The 16,154-nt window shown below is 66.9% G+C and carries 17 protein-coding genes; 14 read left to right on the top strand and 3 right to left on the bottom strand.

The genetic code is table 11. The annotated features are described in order from the left end of the window. Nucleotides 1-8: 8 nt before the first annotated feature. A complete protein-coding gene (locus M0R88_RS14395; RefSeq protein ID WP_248654187.1) occupies nt 9-572 on the bottom strand; it encodes a homing endonuclease associated repeat-containing protein in 564 nt (187 codons plus the stop codon). 307 nt (nt 573-879) lie between these two features. Here M0R88_RS14395 and M0R88_RS14390 point away from each other — a divergent pair, with 307 nt between their 5' ends. From M0R88_RS14390 to M0R88_RS14360, 7 genes are all read left to right on the top strand, one after another. Further along, the gene (locus M0R88_RS14390; protein WP_248654186.1) at nt 880-1,344 is read left to right on the top strand and encodes a type IV pilin domain-containing protein; all 465 of its coding nucleotides are present in this window, start codon (nt 880-882) and stop codon (nt 1,342-1,344) included. Beyond that, complete coding sequence (locus tag M0R88_RS14385) at nt 1,344-1,805, top strand: type IV pilin domain-containing protein (RefSeq protein WP_248654185.1); 462 nt, start codon at nt 1,344-1,346, stop codon at nt 1,803-1,805. Before M0R88_RS14390 ends, M0R88_RS14385 begins: the two co-directional genes overlap by 1 nt. A gap of 493 nt (nt 1,806-2,298) precedes the next feature. Next, nucleotides 2,299-4,338, top strand: a complete 2,040-nt coding sequence (locus M0R88_RS14380) for an ABC transporter substrate-binding protein (protein ID WP_248654184.1) — start codon at nt 2,299-2,301, stop codon at nt 4,336-4,338. Nucleotides 4,339-4,444: 106 nt separating this feature from the next. Beyond that, nucleotides 4,445-5,914 carry an anthranilate synthase component I family protein gene (locus M0R88_RS14375; protein WP_248656718.1) on the top strand — a complete coding sequence of 490 codons (1,470 nt, stop codon included), beginning with the start codon at nt 4,445-4,447 and terminating at the stop codon, nt 5,912-5,914. 421 nt (nt 5,915-6,335) lie between these two features. Further along, on the top strand, nt 6,336-8,129 hold the full coding sequence (gene ligA / locus M0R88_RS14370; protein ID WP_248654183.1) for an ATP-dependent DNA ligase LigA: 1,794 nt from the start codon (nt 6,336-6,338) through the stop codon (nt 8,127-8,129). An 83-nt stretch (nt 8,130-8,212) separates the two neighbouring features. Beyond that, nucleotides 8,213-8,794 carry a hypothetical protein gene (locus M0R88_RS14365; protein WP_248654182.1) on the top strand — a complete coding sequence of 194 codons (582 nt, stop codon included), beginning with the start codon at nt 8,213-8,215 and terminating at the stop codon, nt 8,792-8,794. A 42-nt stretch (nt 8,795-8,836) separates the two neighbouring features. Next, the gene (locus M0R88_RS14360) at nt 8,837-9,355 is read left to right on the top strand and encodes a hypothetical protein (RefSeq protein WP_248654181.1); all 519 of its coding nucleotides are present in this window, start codon (nt 8,837-8,839) and stop codon (nt 9,353-9,355) included. Nucleotides 9,356-9,366: 11 nt separating this feature from the next. On the opposite strand, the gene M0R88_RS14355 is transcribed toward M0R88_RS14360, so the two are convergent. Then, a complete protein-coding gene (locus M0R88_RS14355; protein WP_248654180.1) occupies nt 9,367-10,410 on the bottom strand; it encodes a sodium:calcium antiporter in 1,044 nt (347 codons plus the stop codon). Nucleotides 10,411-10,546: 136 nt separating this feature from the next. Between M0R88_RS14355 and M0R88_RS14350 the strand changes: the two genes are divergently transcribed. From M0R88_RS14350 to M0R88_RS14330, 6 genes are all read left to right on the top strand, one after another. Continuing rightward, a complete protein-coding gene (locus M0R88_RS14350; RefSeq protein WP_248654179.1) occupies nt 10,547-11,236 on the top strand; it encodes a class I SAM-dependent methyltransferase in 690 nt (229 codons plus the stop codon). Nucleotides 11,237-11,726: 490 nt separating this feature from the next. Beyond that, a complete protein-coding gene (locus M0R88_RS14345; RefSeq protein ID WP_248654178.1) occupies nt 11,727-12,488 on the top strand; it encodes an MBL fold metallo-hydrolase in 762 nt (253 codons plus the stop codon). Nucleotides 12,489-12,533: 45 nt separating this feature from the next. Further along, nucleotides 12,534-12,665: a hypothetical protein gene (locus M0R88_RS18670; protein ID WP_256468564.1), complete on the top strand. Its 132-nt coding sequence runs from the start codon at nt 12,534-12,536 to the stop codon at nt 12,663-12,665. 339 nt (nt 12,666-13,004) lie between these two features. Continuing rightward, complete coding sequence (locus M0R88_RS14340) at nt 13,005-13,343, top strand: DUF8070 family membrane protein (RefSeq protein WP_248654177.1); 339 nt, start codon at nt 13,005-13,007, stop codon at nt 13,341-13,343. Between the two features lie 78 nt (nt 13,344-13,421). Beyond that, nucleotides 13,422-14,243 carry an alpha/beta fold hydrolase gene (locus tag M0R88_RS14335; protein ID WP_248654176.1) on the top strand — a complete coding sequence of 274 codons (822 nt, stop codon included), beginning with the start codon at nt 13,422-13,424 and terminating at the stop codon, nt 14,241-14,243. A gap of 58 nt (nt 14,244-14,301) precedes the next feature. Further along, nucleotides 14,302-14,745: a hypothetical protein gene (locus tag M0R88_RS14330; protein ID WP_248654175.1), complete on the top strand. Its 444-nt coding sequence runs from the start codon at nt 14,302-14,304 to the stop codon at nt 14,743-14,745. A 94-nt stretch (nt 14,746-14,839) separates the two neighbouring features. Here M0R88_RS14330 and M0R88_RS14325 read toward each other — a convergent pair whose 3' ends face one another. Beyond that, the gene (locus tag M0R88_RS14325; protein ID WP_248654174.1) at nt 14,840-15,049 is read right to left on the bottom strand and encodes a TOBE domain-containing protein; all 210 of its coding nucleotides are present in this window, start codon (nt 15,047-15,049) and stop codon (nt 14,840-14,842) included. 176 nt (nt 15,050-15,225) lie between these two features. Here M0R88_RS14325 and M0R88_RS14320 point away from each other — a divergent pair, with 176 nt between their 5' ends. Continuing rightward, entirely contained in the window at nt 15,226-16,152 is a 927-nt protein-coding gene (locus tag M0R88_RS14320; RefSeq protein ID WP_248654173.1) for a zinc ribbon domain-containing protein, read from the top strand. Nucleotides 16,153-16,154 lie beyond the last annotated feature (2 nt).

Genomic DNA, 16,154 nt, shown 5'->3' with positions numbered 1-16,154 from the left:
ACAGAAACTCAGTCGTCGGTGGGCTCGTCGGAGACGCCGTTGAGGTCCGCCTCGGTCAGCGCCCGACGCCACGACCCGAAGCGCCGGTGATACGTCACGGGCGCGTACTGGCCGCGGTCGTCCATCTCGGCGGCCTTGGGCGCGCGACCGAGTTCGTCGGCGAGACGCTCTATCTCTCGGAGGAGTTCCCGCTCGGAGATGCCGTCGTTGGTGTCGAGCATCGCCTCGCGGAGCGCGTTCGACCAACTGCCGAACCGGAGCTGGTAGGTCCGATTCGAGTACTCGCCGCGCTCGGTCATGTCCCGCTGGGTCGGCGGCCCGCCCAGTTCGGTGTAGAGTCGCTGGAGTTCGGCCAGCAGTTCCCGGTCGGGGATGCGCTTGCTCCCCATCTCGTCGGGGTCCAATCCGGCGTCCTCCAGCGCCTCGTTCCAGCCCCCGAAGACCTCCTGATAGCGTTCCGGCGAATACGCGCCCTCCTCGTGCATGTCCACCACCGTCGGCGTCTTGCCGAGTCGGGCGGCCAGCGACTGCAGCGCGGACCGAAGCGTCTCCGGAGTGACTTGCTGGCTCATCGGTCGTTACGTCAGAGCGAGCAGTCTTAAACCTGAGCGTTTCCGAACCCGGCAGTTTATAAAATTTCTATTAATATAACATTCCGCAAGGTATCAACGTCTATAATTCTGTTTTCAGGTAAGCAAGTATTTATATAGGGTGACTACGAACGACGCAACTAAGCACGTGTCATTTGGAGAGAAGTGCCGGTCCGGGGCGGCTTTGACGGTCCCCCGCCGACGATTGTACCATACGTCGTCGGTACAATAAAGGATGCGGCCGCTTCTCACGGATGATAACGTGCCGGAAAACGGAGACATACGAAACATGAATCTCAAGGCACTCTTCGAAGACGACGGCGCGGTCAGTCCCGTCATCGGCGTCATTCTGATGGTGGCGATTACGGTGATTCTGGCCGCAGTGATCGGAACGTTCGTCCTCGGTCTCGGTGACCGAGTGAGTCAAGCGCAGCCCAGTGCGACCTTCACGTTCGATTATACACAGTCTGGTTCAGCGGACGCAATTAACATCACCCATGATGGCGGTGCAGGCGTGAATGCTGACCAAGTAAACGTTAGTGTCGGCGGAACGAACGCTTGGGGGAAACCAGACAATGCAGTCAATGGCTTCAATTCCTACTCAGATTGGAACAATAAAATCACAGCCGGTGACGAACTCTCGCTCTACGAGAGCAGCAACGAAATCAAAGACGGGCAAACTGTCAAAATCATCTGGACGGCCTCCGGTAGCGACAAGACGGCCGTCATCGGCGAGTCCGAGGTGTCGCTCTAATGGACCTTAAGAGCCTGTTCAGTGACGAAGATGCCGTCTCGCCGGTCATCGGCGTCATCCTGATGGTGGCGATCACAGTGATTCTAGCTGCCGTCATCGGGACGTTCGTCCTCGGTCTCGGCGACCGCGTGAGTCAAGCCAGTCCGAGTGCGACGTTCACGTTCGATTACAGCGAGAACGGCGGTAACATCACTGTCGATGTAGTGCATGATGGTGGCAATGCAGTCCCGGCCGACCAAGTGAACGTGACTGTCGGTGGACAGAACGTCTACGGCGATGGCGAACTCGCTATTAGTAATAGCGGCGACAACAGTAGTTTCCCGAGCGGCGACATCACTGCTGGTGATACGCTCACCATTAACAGCAGTACCTTCTCGGATGGCGATACGGTGAAAGTAATTTGGCACGCATCCGGTAGCGACAAGACGGCAGTCATCGGCGAATCCGAAGTCAACACGTAAATTCGCGCTTTTCCCAATTTTTTGCACTCGTCATTCCGACTCCAGCAACCTCTTTTTCGTCAGTTCGATGGCTATCGAACGAATCGCTTCGGCGAACTGATTGCTTTGGGCTACGAGAGAGACAGTTTGCGCAGGGAAGCCAGCGTTAGGCTTGAGCACATTATACTGCACAACACCGCTCCACACCGCGCCTCGTCCTCCCCAACCGCCTGCGCTTCTCGCTTTGCTCCGATGCTCGGCCACCGGAAGACAAACCGCGTCTTCCGATCCGTGCTTCGCTCCGCTCAGCACGACCTCGCGTGGATGGGTGCGACCACTCGCGGGTCGCGCCCGCATGCGCCTGTCGGCCGGTCAATCAACCGCACGTTCCCCCTCGACTGACCACCCGAAACCCCGGCTACCATTTCTCTGTCACAAATCGAATCTCATCCAAATCCCTGCGAGAGGCGTTCTAACCAGTAGCCTTACATCTATAATCATTGTTAATGCGTTTATGCCGGGAAGGCATACCGACGCAGAGAAACCAACGGAGAGCAGGCGCAGGTTCCTAAAGGCGAGCGGGGCGGGAGCGGTCGCGGTGTCGCTGGCGGGACCGAGTGCGGCCAAAGAACTGGGCGGTAACCAAGCATCGCAGGAGACGACCACCGAGGGCGGGCAATCGGGGGGCGACGTTCCGACCGGGGGCACGCTGGTCTACGGGATGAGCTCCCAACCCGACACGTCGAACATCCTGACGCTGGGGTCGGTCTACGCCGCGGTCGCGGTCGATAGGGTGTACGAGACCGGGACCACGCTCGACCCCGTGACCAGCGAGGTCCGACCGAACGTCTTCACCGACTGGACCGTCGAGAACACCTCGGGGCAGAACGCCAAGCCCGACGTGTACTTCGACGTGCGGGACGGGTTGACCTGGAACGACGGCGAGGACTTCACCGCCGAGGACGTGCTGTTCACGTATCGCTACTACATGGAGAACCAGCCGGGCAACTACGCCGCGGCCGTGTCGCCGATGGAGTCCATCGAGGAGTCATCGCGGAGCGACTGGGACTTCCACCTGAAGCTGAGCCAGCCGGTCGGCGTCTGGGCGTCCGAACAGCTACAGATTCCGCTCCTGCCACAGCACAAGTGGGAGGGCAAGAACTACCAGCAGTACGACCCGATGGCGGCCAACCCGGACAACGGGCCGGTCGGACTCGGGCCGGGGCGACTCACCCGGTTCGACCCCGCGACGTCGATGCAGGTCGTCTTCGACAACGAGTACTACTACGACACGCTCAGCACGCTGGAGTGGAAACAGAACCACGACCAGCTCCGGGCTGGCGGTCCCTTCATCGACCAGGTGAACTACAAGGTGTTCGGCAGCGAGACCGCGATGACCAACGCGTTCCTACAGGGGAACATCGACACCCACTACGGGAGCATGAAGACCGCGAAGATTCCGCAGGTCAAGAAGAACCAAGGGATGAGCTTGGTCAACGGGACCGACAGCGGCTTCTCGTACTACGCGTTCAACCTGCGGCGCAAACCGCTCGACGACGTGACGTTCCGGCAGGCGGTCGCGTTCCTGTACGACGACTACTTCTGGGTCCAGCGCCTGATGAGCGGCTACGTCTGGAAGGGTGACTTCGTGCAGTCGAACGGCTATCCAAAGCCCCGGCCGGACTTCCAGTTCGCCGGCGAAGACCAGATGTTGACCCACCCCGCGACCGACGCCTTCGACTTCCGGTCGGCCGACCAAGGCCCGACGCCGGACGTCGAGGGCGTCCGGTCGTTCCTCACCGAAGGACAGGTCATCGACGGCTCGTCGGGCACCTACGTCGGCAAGGACTACCCCGGTAGCCTCTCGGGTGTCAGCGCGAGTCGCTCCGAGTCGAAACACGACTACTCGTTCGGTCCGGTCCAGTCGCAGGTCCTGCGCGAACACGACGGCGCGGACCGCGAGCTTCGCGTGGACGGCCAGACCATCCCGCAGACGATGGACGGCGACGCCATCACGATGTTCATCGACCCGCCGAAGAAGGGACCGAAGGAGGCCAAGGCCATCCAGCGGTGGGTGAACAACATGAAGTCGGTCGGCATCCCGGTGAAGACCCAAGCGCTGTCGTTCAACACGATGACCTCCAAGGTCTACTATCAGGAGGACTTCGACATCTACCCGATGGGCTGGGGCGGCACCGGGCCGTTCGGCAGTTCGGCCTACTCGTTCTTCCACAGCGACAACGCCGACGACCACTCGAAGGACGGCAACTCCGACTCGTTCATGTACAACTCGACGGGCTACGGCCTCTACGGCGGGAGTTCGGACGACTTGCTCTCGAAGGCCCGGACGACGATGAACGCCGAGGAGCGCAACAGGCTCACCGCGCGGGCCATCGAGAAAATCTATCTCGATATGCCCTACGTCCTGCGGGACTACGCGAAGTTCCGCTGGCCGCTCAACACCGCGAAGTTCGGGGGGTACATCCCCGACATCGTGGACCCGGCGTTCGCCAACTTCGGCGCGCAGGTGAACAACCTACATCTGAAGGAGTAGCGCCACCGCAGCGCGACGCTGGCGCGATTTCTCACTTTTCGGCGACCCGACGCCAGAGCGAACCCGAAGTCAGATAACCGCCGGCCCGATACCCTCTTCCGTGACGATGCGAACGGTTACCTCGCGCGAGGCGTTCGAGCGCCTCGCGGCGACCCTCGACGCGCCGGCCCGAATCCCTGTCGAGGTCCGGACGACGGTCGGAGACCCCTACGACGCCTACCGCCGGGCGCGTGACGAGGAAGGCGGCGTCTACCTCGAAACCACCGGTGGACAGGACGGGTGGGGCTACTTCGCCACCGACCCCGAGCGGTGGGTGCAGACCGACGCCTCCGAGACGACGCCAGACGGGTTCGCGGCGCTGGACGTCCTCCTCGACGCGGAGCGACTGGTCCGGGGCGACTGCGAGGTTCCCTACCCCTGCGGCGCGTTCGGGTGGTTCTCCTACGACCTCGCCCGCGAGTTGGAGGACCTGCCCGAGACGACGACCGACGAGCGGGGTCTCCCGCGCCTCCAGTTGGGCGTCTACGACCGCGTGGCGGCGTGGCGCGAACCCCGGGACGGGGAGCAGACGGAGTTGCGCGTGACCTGCTGCCCCCGGATTTCGCCGGACGAGGACTTCTCGGCGGCGTACGACCGGGCCGTCGAGCGCGCCCGCGACCTCGCCCGTCGGGCGAGCGAGGGCGACGCGGAAATCGAGGGTCCGCCCGCCGACGCGGAGTCGGCGACGTTCCGCAACGAGGTCGGCCGCGAGGAGTACGCCGAGCGCGTGCGTCGGACGAAGGCCTTCGTCCGCGACGGCGACACGTTTCAGGTGAACGTCTCCCAGCGACTCGTCGCGCACGCGGCGGTCCACCCCGTCGCGGCGTTCGCGGCGCTCCGGCGGGTCAACCCCGCGCCCTACTCGGCGCTGGTGGAGTTCCCCGGCGTCGATCTGGTCAGCGCCAGTCCGGAACTCCTGATAGACTGCGCGGGCGACCGACTCGTGACCGAACCCATCGCCGGGACCCGACCGCGCGGGGAGGCGCCCGAGGCGGACTGCGAACTAGAGCGCGAACTGCTCGACAGCGAGAAGGAACACGCCGAACACGCGATGCTCGTGGACTTGGAGCGCAACGACCTCGGGAAGGTCTGCGAGTACGGCACCGTGGAGGTCGCGGAGTACCGCCGCATCGACCGCTACTCCGAGGTGATGCACACCGTCTCGAAGGTGGTGGGTCGCCGGCGCGACGACGCCTCGGTCGCCGACGCCGTCGCCGCCGTCTTCCCCGGCGGAACCATCACCGGCGCGCCCAAGCCCCGGACGATGGAGATTATCGACGAACTCGAATCGACTCGGAGAGGCCCCTACACCGGCGCTATCGGCGTCGTCGGGTTCGACGAGCGCGCGACGCTGAACATGACCATCCGCACGCTGGTCCGGGCCGGCGACCGCTACTACCTGCGCGTCGGGGCGGGCATCGTCCACGACTCGGACCCCGACGCCGAGTACGAGGAGACGCTGGCGAAGGGCCGTGCGCTCGTCCGCGCGATGGACGACGCGCTCGGCGACGACCGAGAGCTAGCAGTCGAGGAGTGAGACACCGATTTCGATTCTCCGGAGCAGTGTTCCTACTCTCCAAAGACGTATTTCCGGCTCGTAGGTGAGCGCAGACCACACCCGAACAGGTGCGGTCGGCGCGCGCTGGCGCGTCGCCATCTGGCGACTCGCCAACCGCGCGAGGGACGAACGACCGAGCGGAGCGAGGGAGTGAGGAGGTTGGGGAGGCGTGAGGCCTGCGGTCGCGGCGCGGTACGGTTGCGGCAGACTCCTGTGCTCCAGCCTGAAGCTAGCTCTCTGCTGTTCGTCGTTGACCGTCGCTCTCTTGCCGACTCGATTCTCGCCCCCTCGCGCTCTCCATCCCAGACTCGTCAGAACTCACGACCAACCCCCGCCGAAAGACGACGCCCCGAAGCCGGAGTCGAACTATTTAATCTCGCCAGTCCACTACCCACGCACGATGCAATTCGGGGAGTTCGCCGACACCGCCGCCGAAATCGAGGAGCTGAGCGCCGACACCGACATCACCGAGCGGGTCACGAGACTGTTCGCGCAGGCCGGCGACGACCTCCCCGTGCTGGCCCGGTTCGTGCAGGGCCGCGTCTTCCCGGCGTGGTCCTCGCGGACGCTCGACATCGGGCCGAACTACTGCTACGAGGCCATCGCGCGGGCCGCCGGCGCGAACGTCTCGGCCGACGACGTGGAGGACCGCCTCGCCGAGGTGGGCGACGTCGGCGAGGTGGCCGCGAGCTACGACTTCGGCGGCCAGCAGGGACTGGGCGCGTTCACCGGCGGCGGTGCGGGCGGCGCAGGCGGCGGCTCCGGCGGAACCGACGCGAACGACCTGACCGTCGCGGAAGTCGCCGTGGAACTCGACGCGCTCGCGGCCGCCGAGGGGTCGGGCAGTCAGGACAAGAAGATAGACGTGCTGTTCGCGCTGTTCAACCGCGCTAGCTCGGCGGAGGCTCGCTATCTCGCCCGGCTCGTCCTCTCGGAGATGCGCATCGGCGTCGGCGAGGGCACCGTCCGCGACGCCACCGCCGACGCCTTCGAGGTGCCCGTCGAGGCGGTCGAGCGCGCGCTCCAGGTCTCGAACGACTACGGCGAGGTCGCTCGCGTCGCCCGCGACGAGGGCGAGTCGGGCCTCGCGGCGATGGACCTCGAACTCGGCCGCCCGGTGCAGGCGATGCTCGCGCAGGCGGGAACCGTCGCCGACGCGCTCGACGACTGGGACGAGGCCGCCGTCGAGTGGAAGTACGACGGCGCGCGCGTCCAAATTCACTACGACCCCGACGGACTGAGTTGGGACGCCGCCGACGACGGCGCGGACCCGACCCGGAGCGACGCCACTGCCGACCGCGAGGTCGCCATCTTCTCGCGGAACATGGAGGACGTGACCGACCCGCTCCCCGAAATCGCCGAGTACGTCGCTGACCGCCTCGACCGACCGGCCATCCTCGACGGGGAAGTCGTCGCCACCGAGGACGGCGACCCGCTGCCGTTTCAGGAAGTCCTGCGGAGATTCCGCCGGAAGCACGACGTGGCACGGGCCCGCGAGGAGGTGGAACTCGACCTGTTCGCGTTCGACTGCCTGCACGCCGCCGGCGAGGACCTGCTCCGGACGCCCCTGCCCGAGCGCCACGACCGACTGAAATCGGTCTTCGACGCCGAGAGCGAGTCAGATGCCGAGGACGGGTCGGAAGCGTCGGCGGTCTCGTCGCTCCACATCACGGACGACCCCGAGGAAATCGCCGAGATAGAGGCCGAGGCCCTCGACGCGGGCCACGAGGGTATCATGCTCAAGAACCCCGATTCGACGTACTCGCCGGGCCGCCGGGGGAAGAACTGGCTCAAGCGGAAACCCGACGTAGAGTCGCTCGACCTCGTTGTCACGGGCGCGGAGTGGGGCGAGGGCCGCCGGGCGAGTTTCCTCGGGACGTTCCTGCTCTCGGCGCGCGTCGAGGCGGGCGAGAGTTTCGAGACGCTCGGGAAGGTCGCCACCGGCATCACCGACGAGGAACTCGAAGAACTGACCGAACTGCTGGAACCCCACGTTCGCAAGCAGGAGGGCCAAGAGGTCGAAATCGCCCCGGAAGTCGTCTTCGAGGTGGGCTACGAGGAGATTCAGGAGTCCCCGACCTACTCGTCGGGCTACGCCCTGCGCTTCCCGCGGTTCCTCGGCGTGCGCGACGACAAGGACCCCGAGAGCGCGGACTCGCTGGCGCGCGTCGAGCGACTGGCCGACGAGCAGTAGTGCGCGACCGTCTGACTTCTGCTACGCCCGGACTCCGCGCGACCGCAGTAAACTATTCCCCAATCGGCGTCGACGGAATCGACGTGGCGAGTTTCCGGACGAAGACCGGCCGGGTCGTCCTCACCGACGACGAACTGCGCGTCGAGGCCACCCTCCTGACGCAGGCCAGACGCTACTGGGAAGGGAGCAAACTCCTCTTCGCCTTCGTCTACGCCCTCACGCCAGCACTCCTACTGCTGTACGGCGTCGAGTTCGTCCGCGAGGGCGATTGGGCCACGCTCCTCGCCTCCGCCGGAAACGGTATCGGCGTTCTCGTCGCCACTCGCGCCTATTACCGCGTTTACCGCGGGTTTTCGACCGACGACCGCATTCCGATCGACGCGATAGAGCGCATCGAAGTAGACGAGACGTGGGGTAATCCCCGATTCGTCGTCGAGTATCGAACTGACGACCGCGACCCCGACGACTACCTCGGTGACAGCGACTCCGACGACGACCCCGGACCGGAGCGCCGACGCCTCTTGATGGCGTCCCGCCGGTTCGCCTACGGTGGCGAAGCGTTCGAGCGCGCGACTCGACTCCTCCGCGAGCGCGGCATCCCGGTCGAAGGCGGGGCGGTCGAAGGCGAACGGACCGCCCTCCCGAATCCCCCGTCTCGGCAGTAATTTCTTGCCCCGTAACGCCCAAATTCACCCGAGCGACCTCCCGTGGAGACGTTCCGAACCAAGCGCGGCCGGTGCGTGCTGACCGACGACGAACTCCGCCTAGAGTCTGGACTCTATCTGCAAGCCAGACGCTACTGGGAGGGGAACAAACCGCTTCTCGCGGGGTATATCTGCCTGTACGGTGCGCTCGCGGTCGCCGCCGTTCGGGTCGTCCGCGCCGGCGATTGGCGAGCAATAGCGGTCGGCGCGCTCGCCGTCACCGTCCTGTTCGTCGTCGGGCGTACGGTCAATCGCCGCCGCGGGGTCGGGTCGGCCGACCGCATCCCGCTCCACGACGTGGAGTCGGTCGCCGCCGTCGAGGGCGACGACTGGCTGACCCGACCCCGGTTCGTCGTCCGCTACTGGCGCGGCGGCGGGGTGAAGCGCCGCGACGTGATGATGCCCTCGGGCCTGCTCTCGTACGGCGAGTCGGAGTTCGAGCGCGCGAAGCGCCGCTTCCGCGAGCGCGGGATTCCGGTCGAGACGGTCCGACCCGGCGACGCGGACGAATCGTCCGCGTGATGGGACGCCGGTCACGGCAGGTAGTTCGCGGCCCAGTACCCCGCGTACACCGCGAGGAGGACCGCGCCCTCCGCCCGGCCGACGCGCCCGCGGAAGAGGAACGCCAGCACGAGCGCCAGCGCCCCGAGGAAGAACGGCCAGTGGACCGCGAAGACGGCCGCCGAGAGGTCGAGGGTCCGGACGAGCGCGATCGCGCCCGCGTTCGCCGTGACGAAGAAGAGCGTGCTCCCGACGACGTTGCCGATGCCGACGGCGGGCCGCCCTTCGCGGACGGGTTCGACCGTGAGGAGTAGCTCCTCCAGACTGGCGATGAAGCTCATCACCGTCGCGCCGAACGCCAGTCCCACGAGGTCGAACGCGGCCAAGATGTCGCGGGCACCCATCACGGCCAGTTGGGACCCCGCGGTCATCCCGACGATGGCGAGCAGGACGAGACCGACTTCGAGCAGTTCGCGCTCGTCGTCGGCGTCGTCGGCGTCGTCGGTGGCGTCCGCGGTGGCGTCGGTATTGGCGTCGGCGTCTGCGTCGGCGTCAACGTCGGCGTCGGCACCTCTCCCGTCCGCCTCGATTTCCTCGGCGTCCTCGGCCTCCAGAAACCGCGTCGAGCGCGACGACTCCAACCGATACACCGCCCAGAGGAGCGGCGCGAACGCGACCAACAGGAGCGCGCCGTCGAGCCGCGAGAGTCGGCCGTCGAGCGAAAGGAGTGCGAGGAGCGCTGGCGAGAGCGCGGTCAGCGCCAGATACTCGCGGGGCGTGGACTCCTCGAAGGGGACCGCCACGCCCGCGAGTCCGACCGCCGCGCCGAGGACGAACAGGGCTTCGCCGAAGACGGTGCCCAGCGCCACGTCCGGCAGGTCGCCCGCGGCGGCCGCGATTCCCAACACGGCGTTTTCGAGGTCGGTCCCGGCGAGGACGACGGTCAGCAGGAACGTCGAGACGCCCAGATTCACCGCGGCCTCGGCGACGTGTTCGACGAACTCCTCGACGCTCCAGACGACCAGCGCGATGCCGACCAGGAAGACGACGACCGGAATCAGCGTCGAGACGACCATCTCGCGGGAACTGCGGCGGCGAGTCGGAAAAGACCGGCGGCGCGAGCGCCCGAATCGGCGGGGTCGCGGGCCGGGTCGCTCTCCGATACGTCCCGAAGCCGGTGGGACTTTACGCCAGCGGTCCGTTCCGACAGTAGTGAATTCTGACGAAGTCCGCAAACAGTGGGCCGAACGGTCGGGGGAGTACTCGCCGAGCTACTACGCCTACTACGGTCCCAACGAGACGAGCGACCTAATTTTGGACCTACTGGACTCGTTCGTCGGGTCGGACGCGGCGGTCCTCGAACTGGGGTGCAGTTCGGGCCGCCACCTCGCGCACCTCCACGACCACGGCTTCGAGGACCTCCACGGCGTCGAGATCAACGACGAGGCCTTCGACGTGATGGCCGACGCCTACCCCGACCTCGCCGAGGCCGGGACCTTCTACCACGACGCCATCGAGTCGGCCGCCCCGGAGTTCCCGGACCGGCGGTTCGACGCCGTCTTCTCGGTCGAGACGCTCCAGCACATCCATCCCGACGACGACGCGGTCTTCGGGGAACTGGCCCGAATCACCGACGACGCGCTTCTCACGGTGGAGAACGAGGACCGCGACGGCGAGTCGCAAGAGGGCGACGCGACCGCTTCTCGCACCGAGGGCGATGGCGAAGACGACGTTCCCGACGACGTGGAGGAAGAGGCCCGCCGCGGCGTCAACTACGTGAGAGAGGAGTTCCCGCTGTACTACCGCGACTGGAGCCGGATTTTCACCGAACTGGGCTTCGCGGAAGTCGAGTGTCGCACGACCAAGCGCGACACGCTCCGGGCGTTCCGCCGCCCGAACTGACCGCCCGACGCCGGCGACCGGTTCGACCGCGATTGCCGGCCGATCGCCAGCCAGCGAACGCCCGACGACGCAGACCACCAGCGAACGCCCGACGCCACGAACAACCGGTCTGGGTGTCTGCGCGAGCGGAGCGAGCGCAGACTCGGAAGTCGCAGCCCGCGCAGGCCGGAGGCCGAACAGGACCGTCTTCCGGCGGACTGAAAGGGGCCGCGCGCTCGCGGTCACGCGAGCGAAGCGAGTGTGACCTCGGAAGACGCGGTTTGTCTTCCGGCGTTCGTCGTGGTCCCTGCGCGGGCCAGTATTTCGGGCGCGCAGAACTGCGCGCCCGAAATATCCCGCGGAGCGACCGCGAGCGTGCGGGGCTTTCTAACCGGTCTCTACCGAATCTCGTGAAGTTACTTTCACACCGACGACGATTATCGTCGCAGGAACAACTCCACAGTCGCCCCGATGCCGAACCGTTTTGACTCGCGCGCTCCAACCCGACGACATGACGATTCGACACGACGGACTCACCGCGGAGTGGCTCGGCTACGCCGGCCTCCGACTCGAATCGCCCGACGGCACGGTCGTCTACGTCGACCCCGGCCGGTACGGCACCCTGACGGGTGAGTGGCGGCCCGACTCGCCGGACGTCGGCCACCCCGAGGCGCGCGATTACCGGCCCGAGGACGGCGATCTGGTCCTCGTCACGCACGACCACCACTACGACTCCGACGGCATTCGGCGCGTCGCGGGCGAGGAGGCCACGCTGGTCGTCTACGAGGCGGTCTACCCGCCCAAAATCGACCGCGACGTGGAGGACTTCGACGAGTTGCCCTACGACGTGGTGAACGTCGACGAGGAGGAGGACCGACTCTTCGGCGACGTCATCGTCCGGTCGGTCGCGGGCTACAACGAACCCGACGGTCCCCACACCGATTCGAGCGGCGAACCGTTCCACCCCGAGGGCTTCGGCGTGGGCTACCACCTCACGATGCCGGGCCGGAACGCCGAGGACGTGACGGTGTTCTGGCCGGGGGACTCCGACGCGCTGGCGGGCCACGCCGAACTCGACGTGTCGCTGTTCTGCCCGCCCATCGGCGGGTCGTTCACGATGGACCGCCGCGAGGCCGCCGACCTCGCCGAACGGATGGACCCCGACCTCGTGTTGCCGATTCACTACAACACCTTCGAGGCGCTCGAAGCCGACTCGGGCGCGTTCGCGGCGGACGTGGCCGCGCGCGGCGTCCCCGTCGTGTTGGACGAGTAACCTCCCGTAGAACTATTTTCGCCGCTTACGTCGTTCGATTCGAAGATGCTCTCGTCCCGACGCTGGCACCGCGCCGCCTTCCTCGGTGGACTCGCGAGCGCGCTCTACGCCGCCCTCGTCCTCGCGTGGAGCCTCCGGCGTCGTCTGAAATCGCCTTCTCGACACCGCTCTGGCTGACGATTGCCGGTGCGCTCTTCGGGGCAGTCGGTGCCGTCGGCGTGCCGATTGCGCTCGCGGTCCGCTACCGCTCCGGAGTCCGGTCGCGCTGCTGGCCGCGTTACTGCTGTTCTGGCACGTCCTCGTCGAGTACCCGCCAGTCGGGAGCGGGCAGGGCGACGCGCCCGGATTCACCTTCGTCTTCCTCTTCGCGCCGCTGTACGTCGCGGGCTACCTCCCGCTCGCGGCGGTCGAGCGGTGGCTCCGCGGACAGACGGGTCTCGGACTCCCCCTCGCGTAGGTTCGGTCCCGAGAGGCGCGACCCTCCAACTTTTTGTTCTCGACTGGCAACTTCCGGCTATGGACTGGAACGCTCTCGTCGCCCCGGTGGTCAGTTACACCCTCGTCGCCGCGGCGGCGACGGTCGGCGTCGCCTACCTCGTCTTCAGCTCGGGACTCACGCTGCTCTTGCTCGCCGGGGCGGGCGTCCTCCTCGTCGTGCTGGGGGCGGGCGAGGCCGGGGCCGCGCCCGCCTCGGGGTTCGGCATGGCAGAGGACTCCGGAATGGGCGGGCTGACCGAGGGCATGGAGATGCTGCCGGGGTCGAGTTCCGACCTCTCGGTCCGGGCCAAGATGCTGTTCTACGGGCTGGGACTGGTCGCCTGGACGCTCGCGGGACTGGCCGTCCTGCTCCGGTGAGGACGCAACCGTCGCCGCGCCCCTCGTCGGCGACCCGCTCGCCCCAACCGCTTTTTCTCTCGGCGTCGTGACACCGTTATGGGACGCGAACGAGGTCTCCTTCGCGGTTCCGAAGGCCGATACCCCTACGTGACGTTCGGCTCCGGTCCCCGAACCCTCGTCGTCTTCGCGGGACTGAGCGACGCCTTCCAACCCGAGCGCCCGGCCAGGTATCTGGGCCTCCTGCTCGAACGCTACTACTACCGGCTGTTCGCCGACGAGTTTACGGTGTACGTCGTCGGCCGACGACGGAACCTGCCCGCCGGCACGACGACCCGCGAGATGGCCGCGGAGTACGCCGACCTGCTGGACGCGCACGACATCGCGCCCGCCGACGTGCTGGGCGTCTCGCTCGGCGGACTCGTCGCCCAGTACCTCGCGGCCGACGCGCCGGACCTCGTGGACCGACTGGTCCTCGGGGTCTCGGGCCACCGCGTCGGCGAGGCCGGACGCCGGACCCTCCGTCGGTGGGCCGAGTGGGCCGACCGCGGGTGGTGGTTCGACGCCTACATCGACTCGATTCCGGTGACGTACACCGGCTACCGGCGGTGGCTCTACCCGCCGCTGATTCGGACCGTCGGACGACTCCTCCTCTCGGAACCGGCCGCCGTCTCGGACGTTGCGGTGTCGTGCCGGGCGTGTCTCGACCACGACGCCACCGACCGACTCGGCGACGTGGACGCGCCGACGCTGGTCGTCGGCGGGACCGAGGACCACTTCTTCCCGCCGGAGATTCTGCGCGAAACCGCCGCGGCGGTCCCCGACGCGCGCCTCGAACTCGTAGACGGCACGGGCCACGGCGCGTTCGAAGAGCGAAAGCGCGCGTTCGACAGGACGGTGAAGGCGTTTCTGACGGCGTGAGTCGGTCCGCCGCGCTCGAAGGAGTACGTATTTGTCGTCGGTCTTCCATCTTCCCGACATGGAGGTCCCCGACGACTGGCCATACGCCGACGAACCGACCGTCTGTGCGGCCTGCGGAAGCGACGACGACCGCTACGTCACGGTGGAATCGCTCGGTCTGGTCTGGGGCGCGGCGATGGACGGCGGTCTCGCTCCCACCGCGGTCGGCGACTACAGCGGCACTCTCCGACTCCGGTGCTGTCACGACTGCTGGACCGAGGCCGGTATCGACGCGCTCGACGAGGTCCGGACGCTGGTGGACCCCGACGCCCGCGCGACGGGCGGTCACTCGTTCGCGCTGGACGACGAGCGAGTCGCCGCGGCCGCGCGACTCGACGCCGAGCGCGTGGCGGTCGGCGACCTGCGAAGCCTCGACTACCGGAGCGACCCCGAGCGCGAACACGTCCGGTCGCAAGACGAAGCCGTCGAAGCAGTGCTGGACGCGTGGTTCGACCGCGGGTGACCACTGACTCGACCGTGAGTGACGACTGGCTCGACCGCGAGTGACCGATTCGACCGCGAGCGAACCGACCTGTACTCCGGTTCCCTTGCTCCCGCTACTCGTTCTCTATCATCACGTCGGTCGCTTTGACGACCGCGTTCACCGCCGCGCCCTCCTCCAGGCCGAGTCGGTCCGCGGAGTTGCCGGTGATTATCGACGTGACTTCGGTTCCCTCGTCGGTCTCCACGACGACTTCCGCCATCAGCCCCTCGGTGTCGAGCGATTTCACGGTTCCCGCGAGTCGGTTGCGTGCGCTGAGTGCCATCGGGCGCGCTACGACGCGTTCGGACATAAGTAGCGAGGCCGGGCTCGGGGACCTCGAAAGACGGCGAGTATCGACCGTCAGCGTTCCGAGTCCTCGCCGTTCCCGTCGTCCGATTCTCGCGCTGACTCTCGGAAATCCAACACAATCTACTTATTCCGGCTCCGGCAAGTTAGAACGTGAGTTCTCCGACTACACCCAACTTCTGCTCGCAGTGCGGGTCTGCGCTGTCGCCCGGTGACGCCTTCTGTTCGAAGTGCGGGACGGCCGTGGACGGGGAGTCGAGCGACGCCGGGAGGACGGACGCCAGCGCGTCCGGTAGCGAGCGCGCCGCGGGACTCGGTTCGGAGACCGCCGAGCGGTTCGTCTCCGAGATGCCCTCCTCGCGCGGTCCGCCGGTCTCGAACCCCGACCTCCGCCGGCGCGTCGAGCGCTACGCCGTCGAGGGCTGGGACGTGAAACGCGACGACGGCGACCGGGTAGTGATGATAAACCGCACGCTCGGGTCGCCGTGGATTCACGCCTTCCTGTTGCTGGCGACCAGTCCGGTCGGCAACCTGCTGTACGCGTGGTATCGCTACTCGCCCGGTGCCGAGCGCGTCGAGTTGCGCGCCGACGGGACCGAGCGCCGCTCGGGCGACGAAGCCAGCCGTTGGACGCTGAAGTCGGCGGTCGGCGTCGCCGCGGGGCTGACGCTCGGATTCTGTCTCGCGCTGGTCGCGACGCTGCTCCTGTGGGTCACGTCGTCGCTCGTGCCGACGGTCATCGCCGGCGCGTGCCTGCTCGCGGCGCTGGCGTCGATTCCGCTCAGCACGCAACTCGCGCCGGGGTTCGAGTCGCCGACGACGTTCGGTCGCCGCCGCACGACCGACGAGCGCGTCGTCGACGAACCGACCCGGCCCTGCTCGGCCTGCGCGCGTCCGGTCGGAACCGGCGTGCGCCGGACCTTCGCCGAGAAGCGCTACCTCGCCGGCATCCCGGTCGAGACGCTCCACGAGGGCGAGAACACCTACTGCCGAGCGTGCGCGAACGGCGACCCGTTCGTCCGCGAGGGCGTCGGAGAAAGCGACGAGAACGGTCGGGAGAGCGAGCGAGAGTTCGCCTGAGG

The sequence above is a fragment of the Halorussus gelatinilyticus genome (genome assembly GCF_023238445.1).
GTDB classification, from domain to species: Archaea; Halobacteriota; Halobacteria; order Halobacteriales; family Haladaptataceae; genus Halorussus; species Halorussus gelatinilyticus.
The sequence above is the reverse complement of the archived record's forward strand: the minus strand, read 5'-3'. Positions and strand labels throughout refer to the sequence as shown.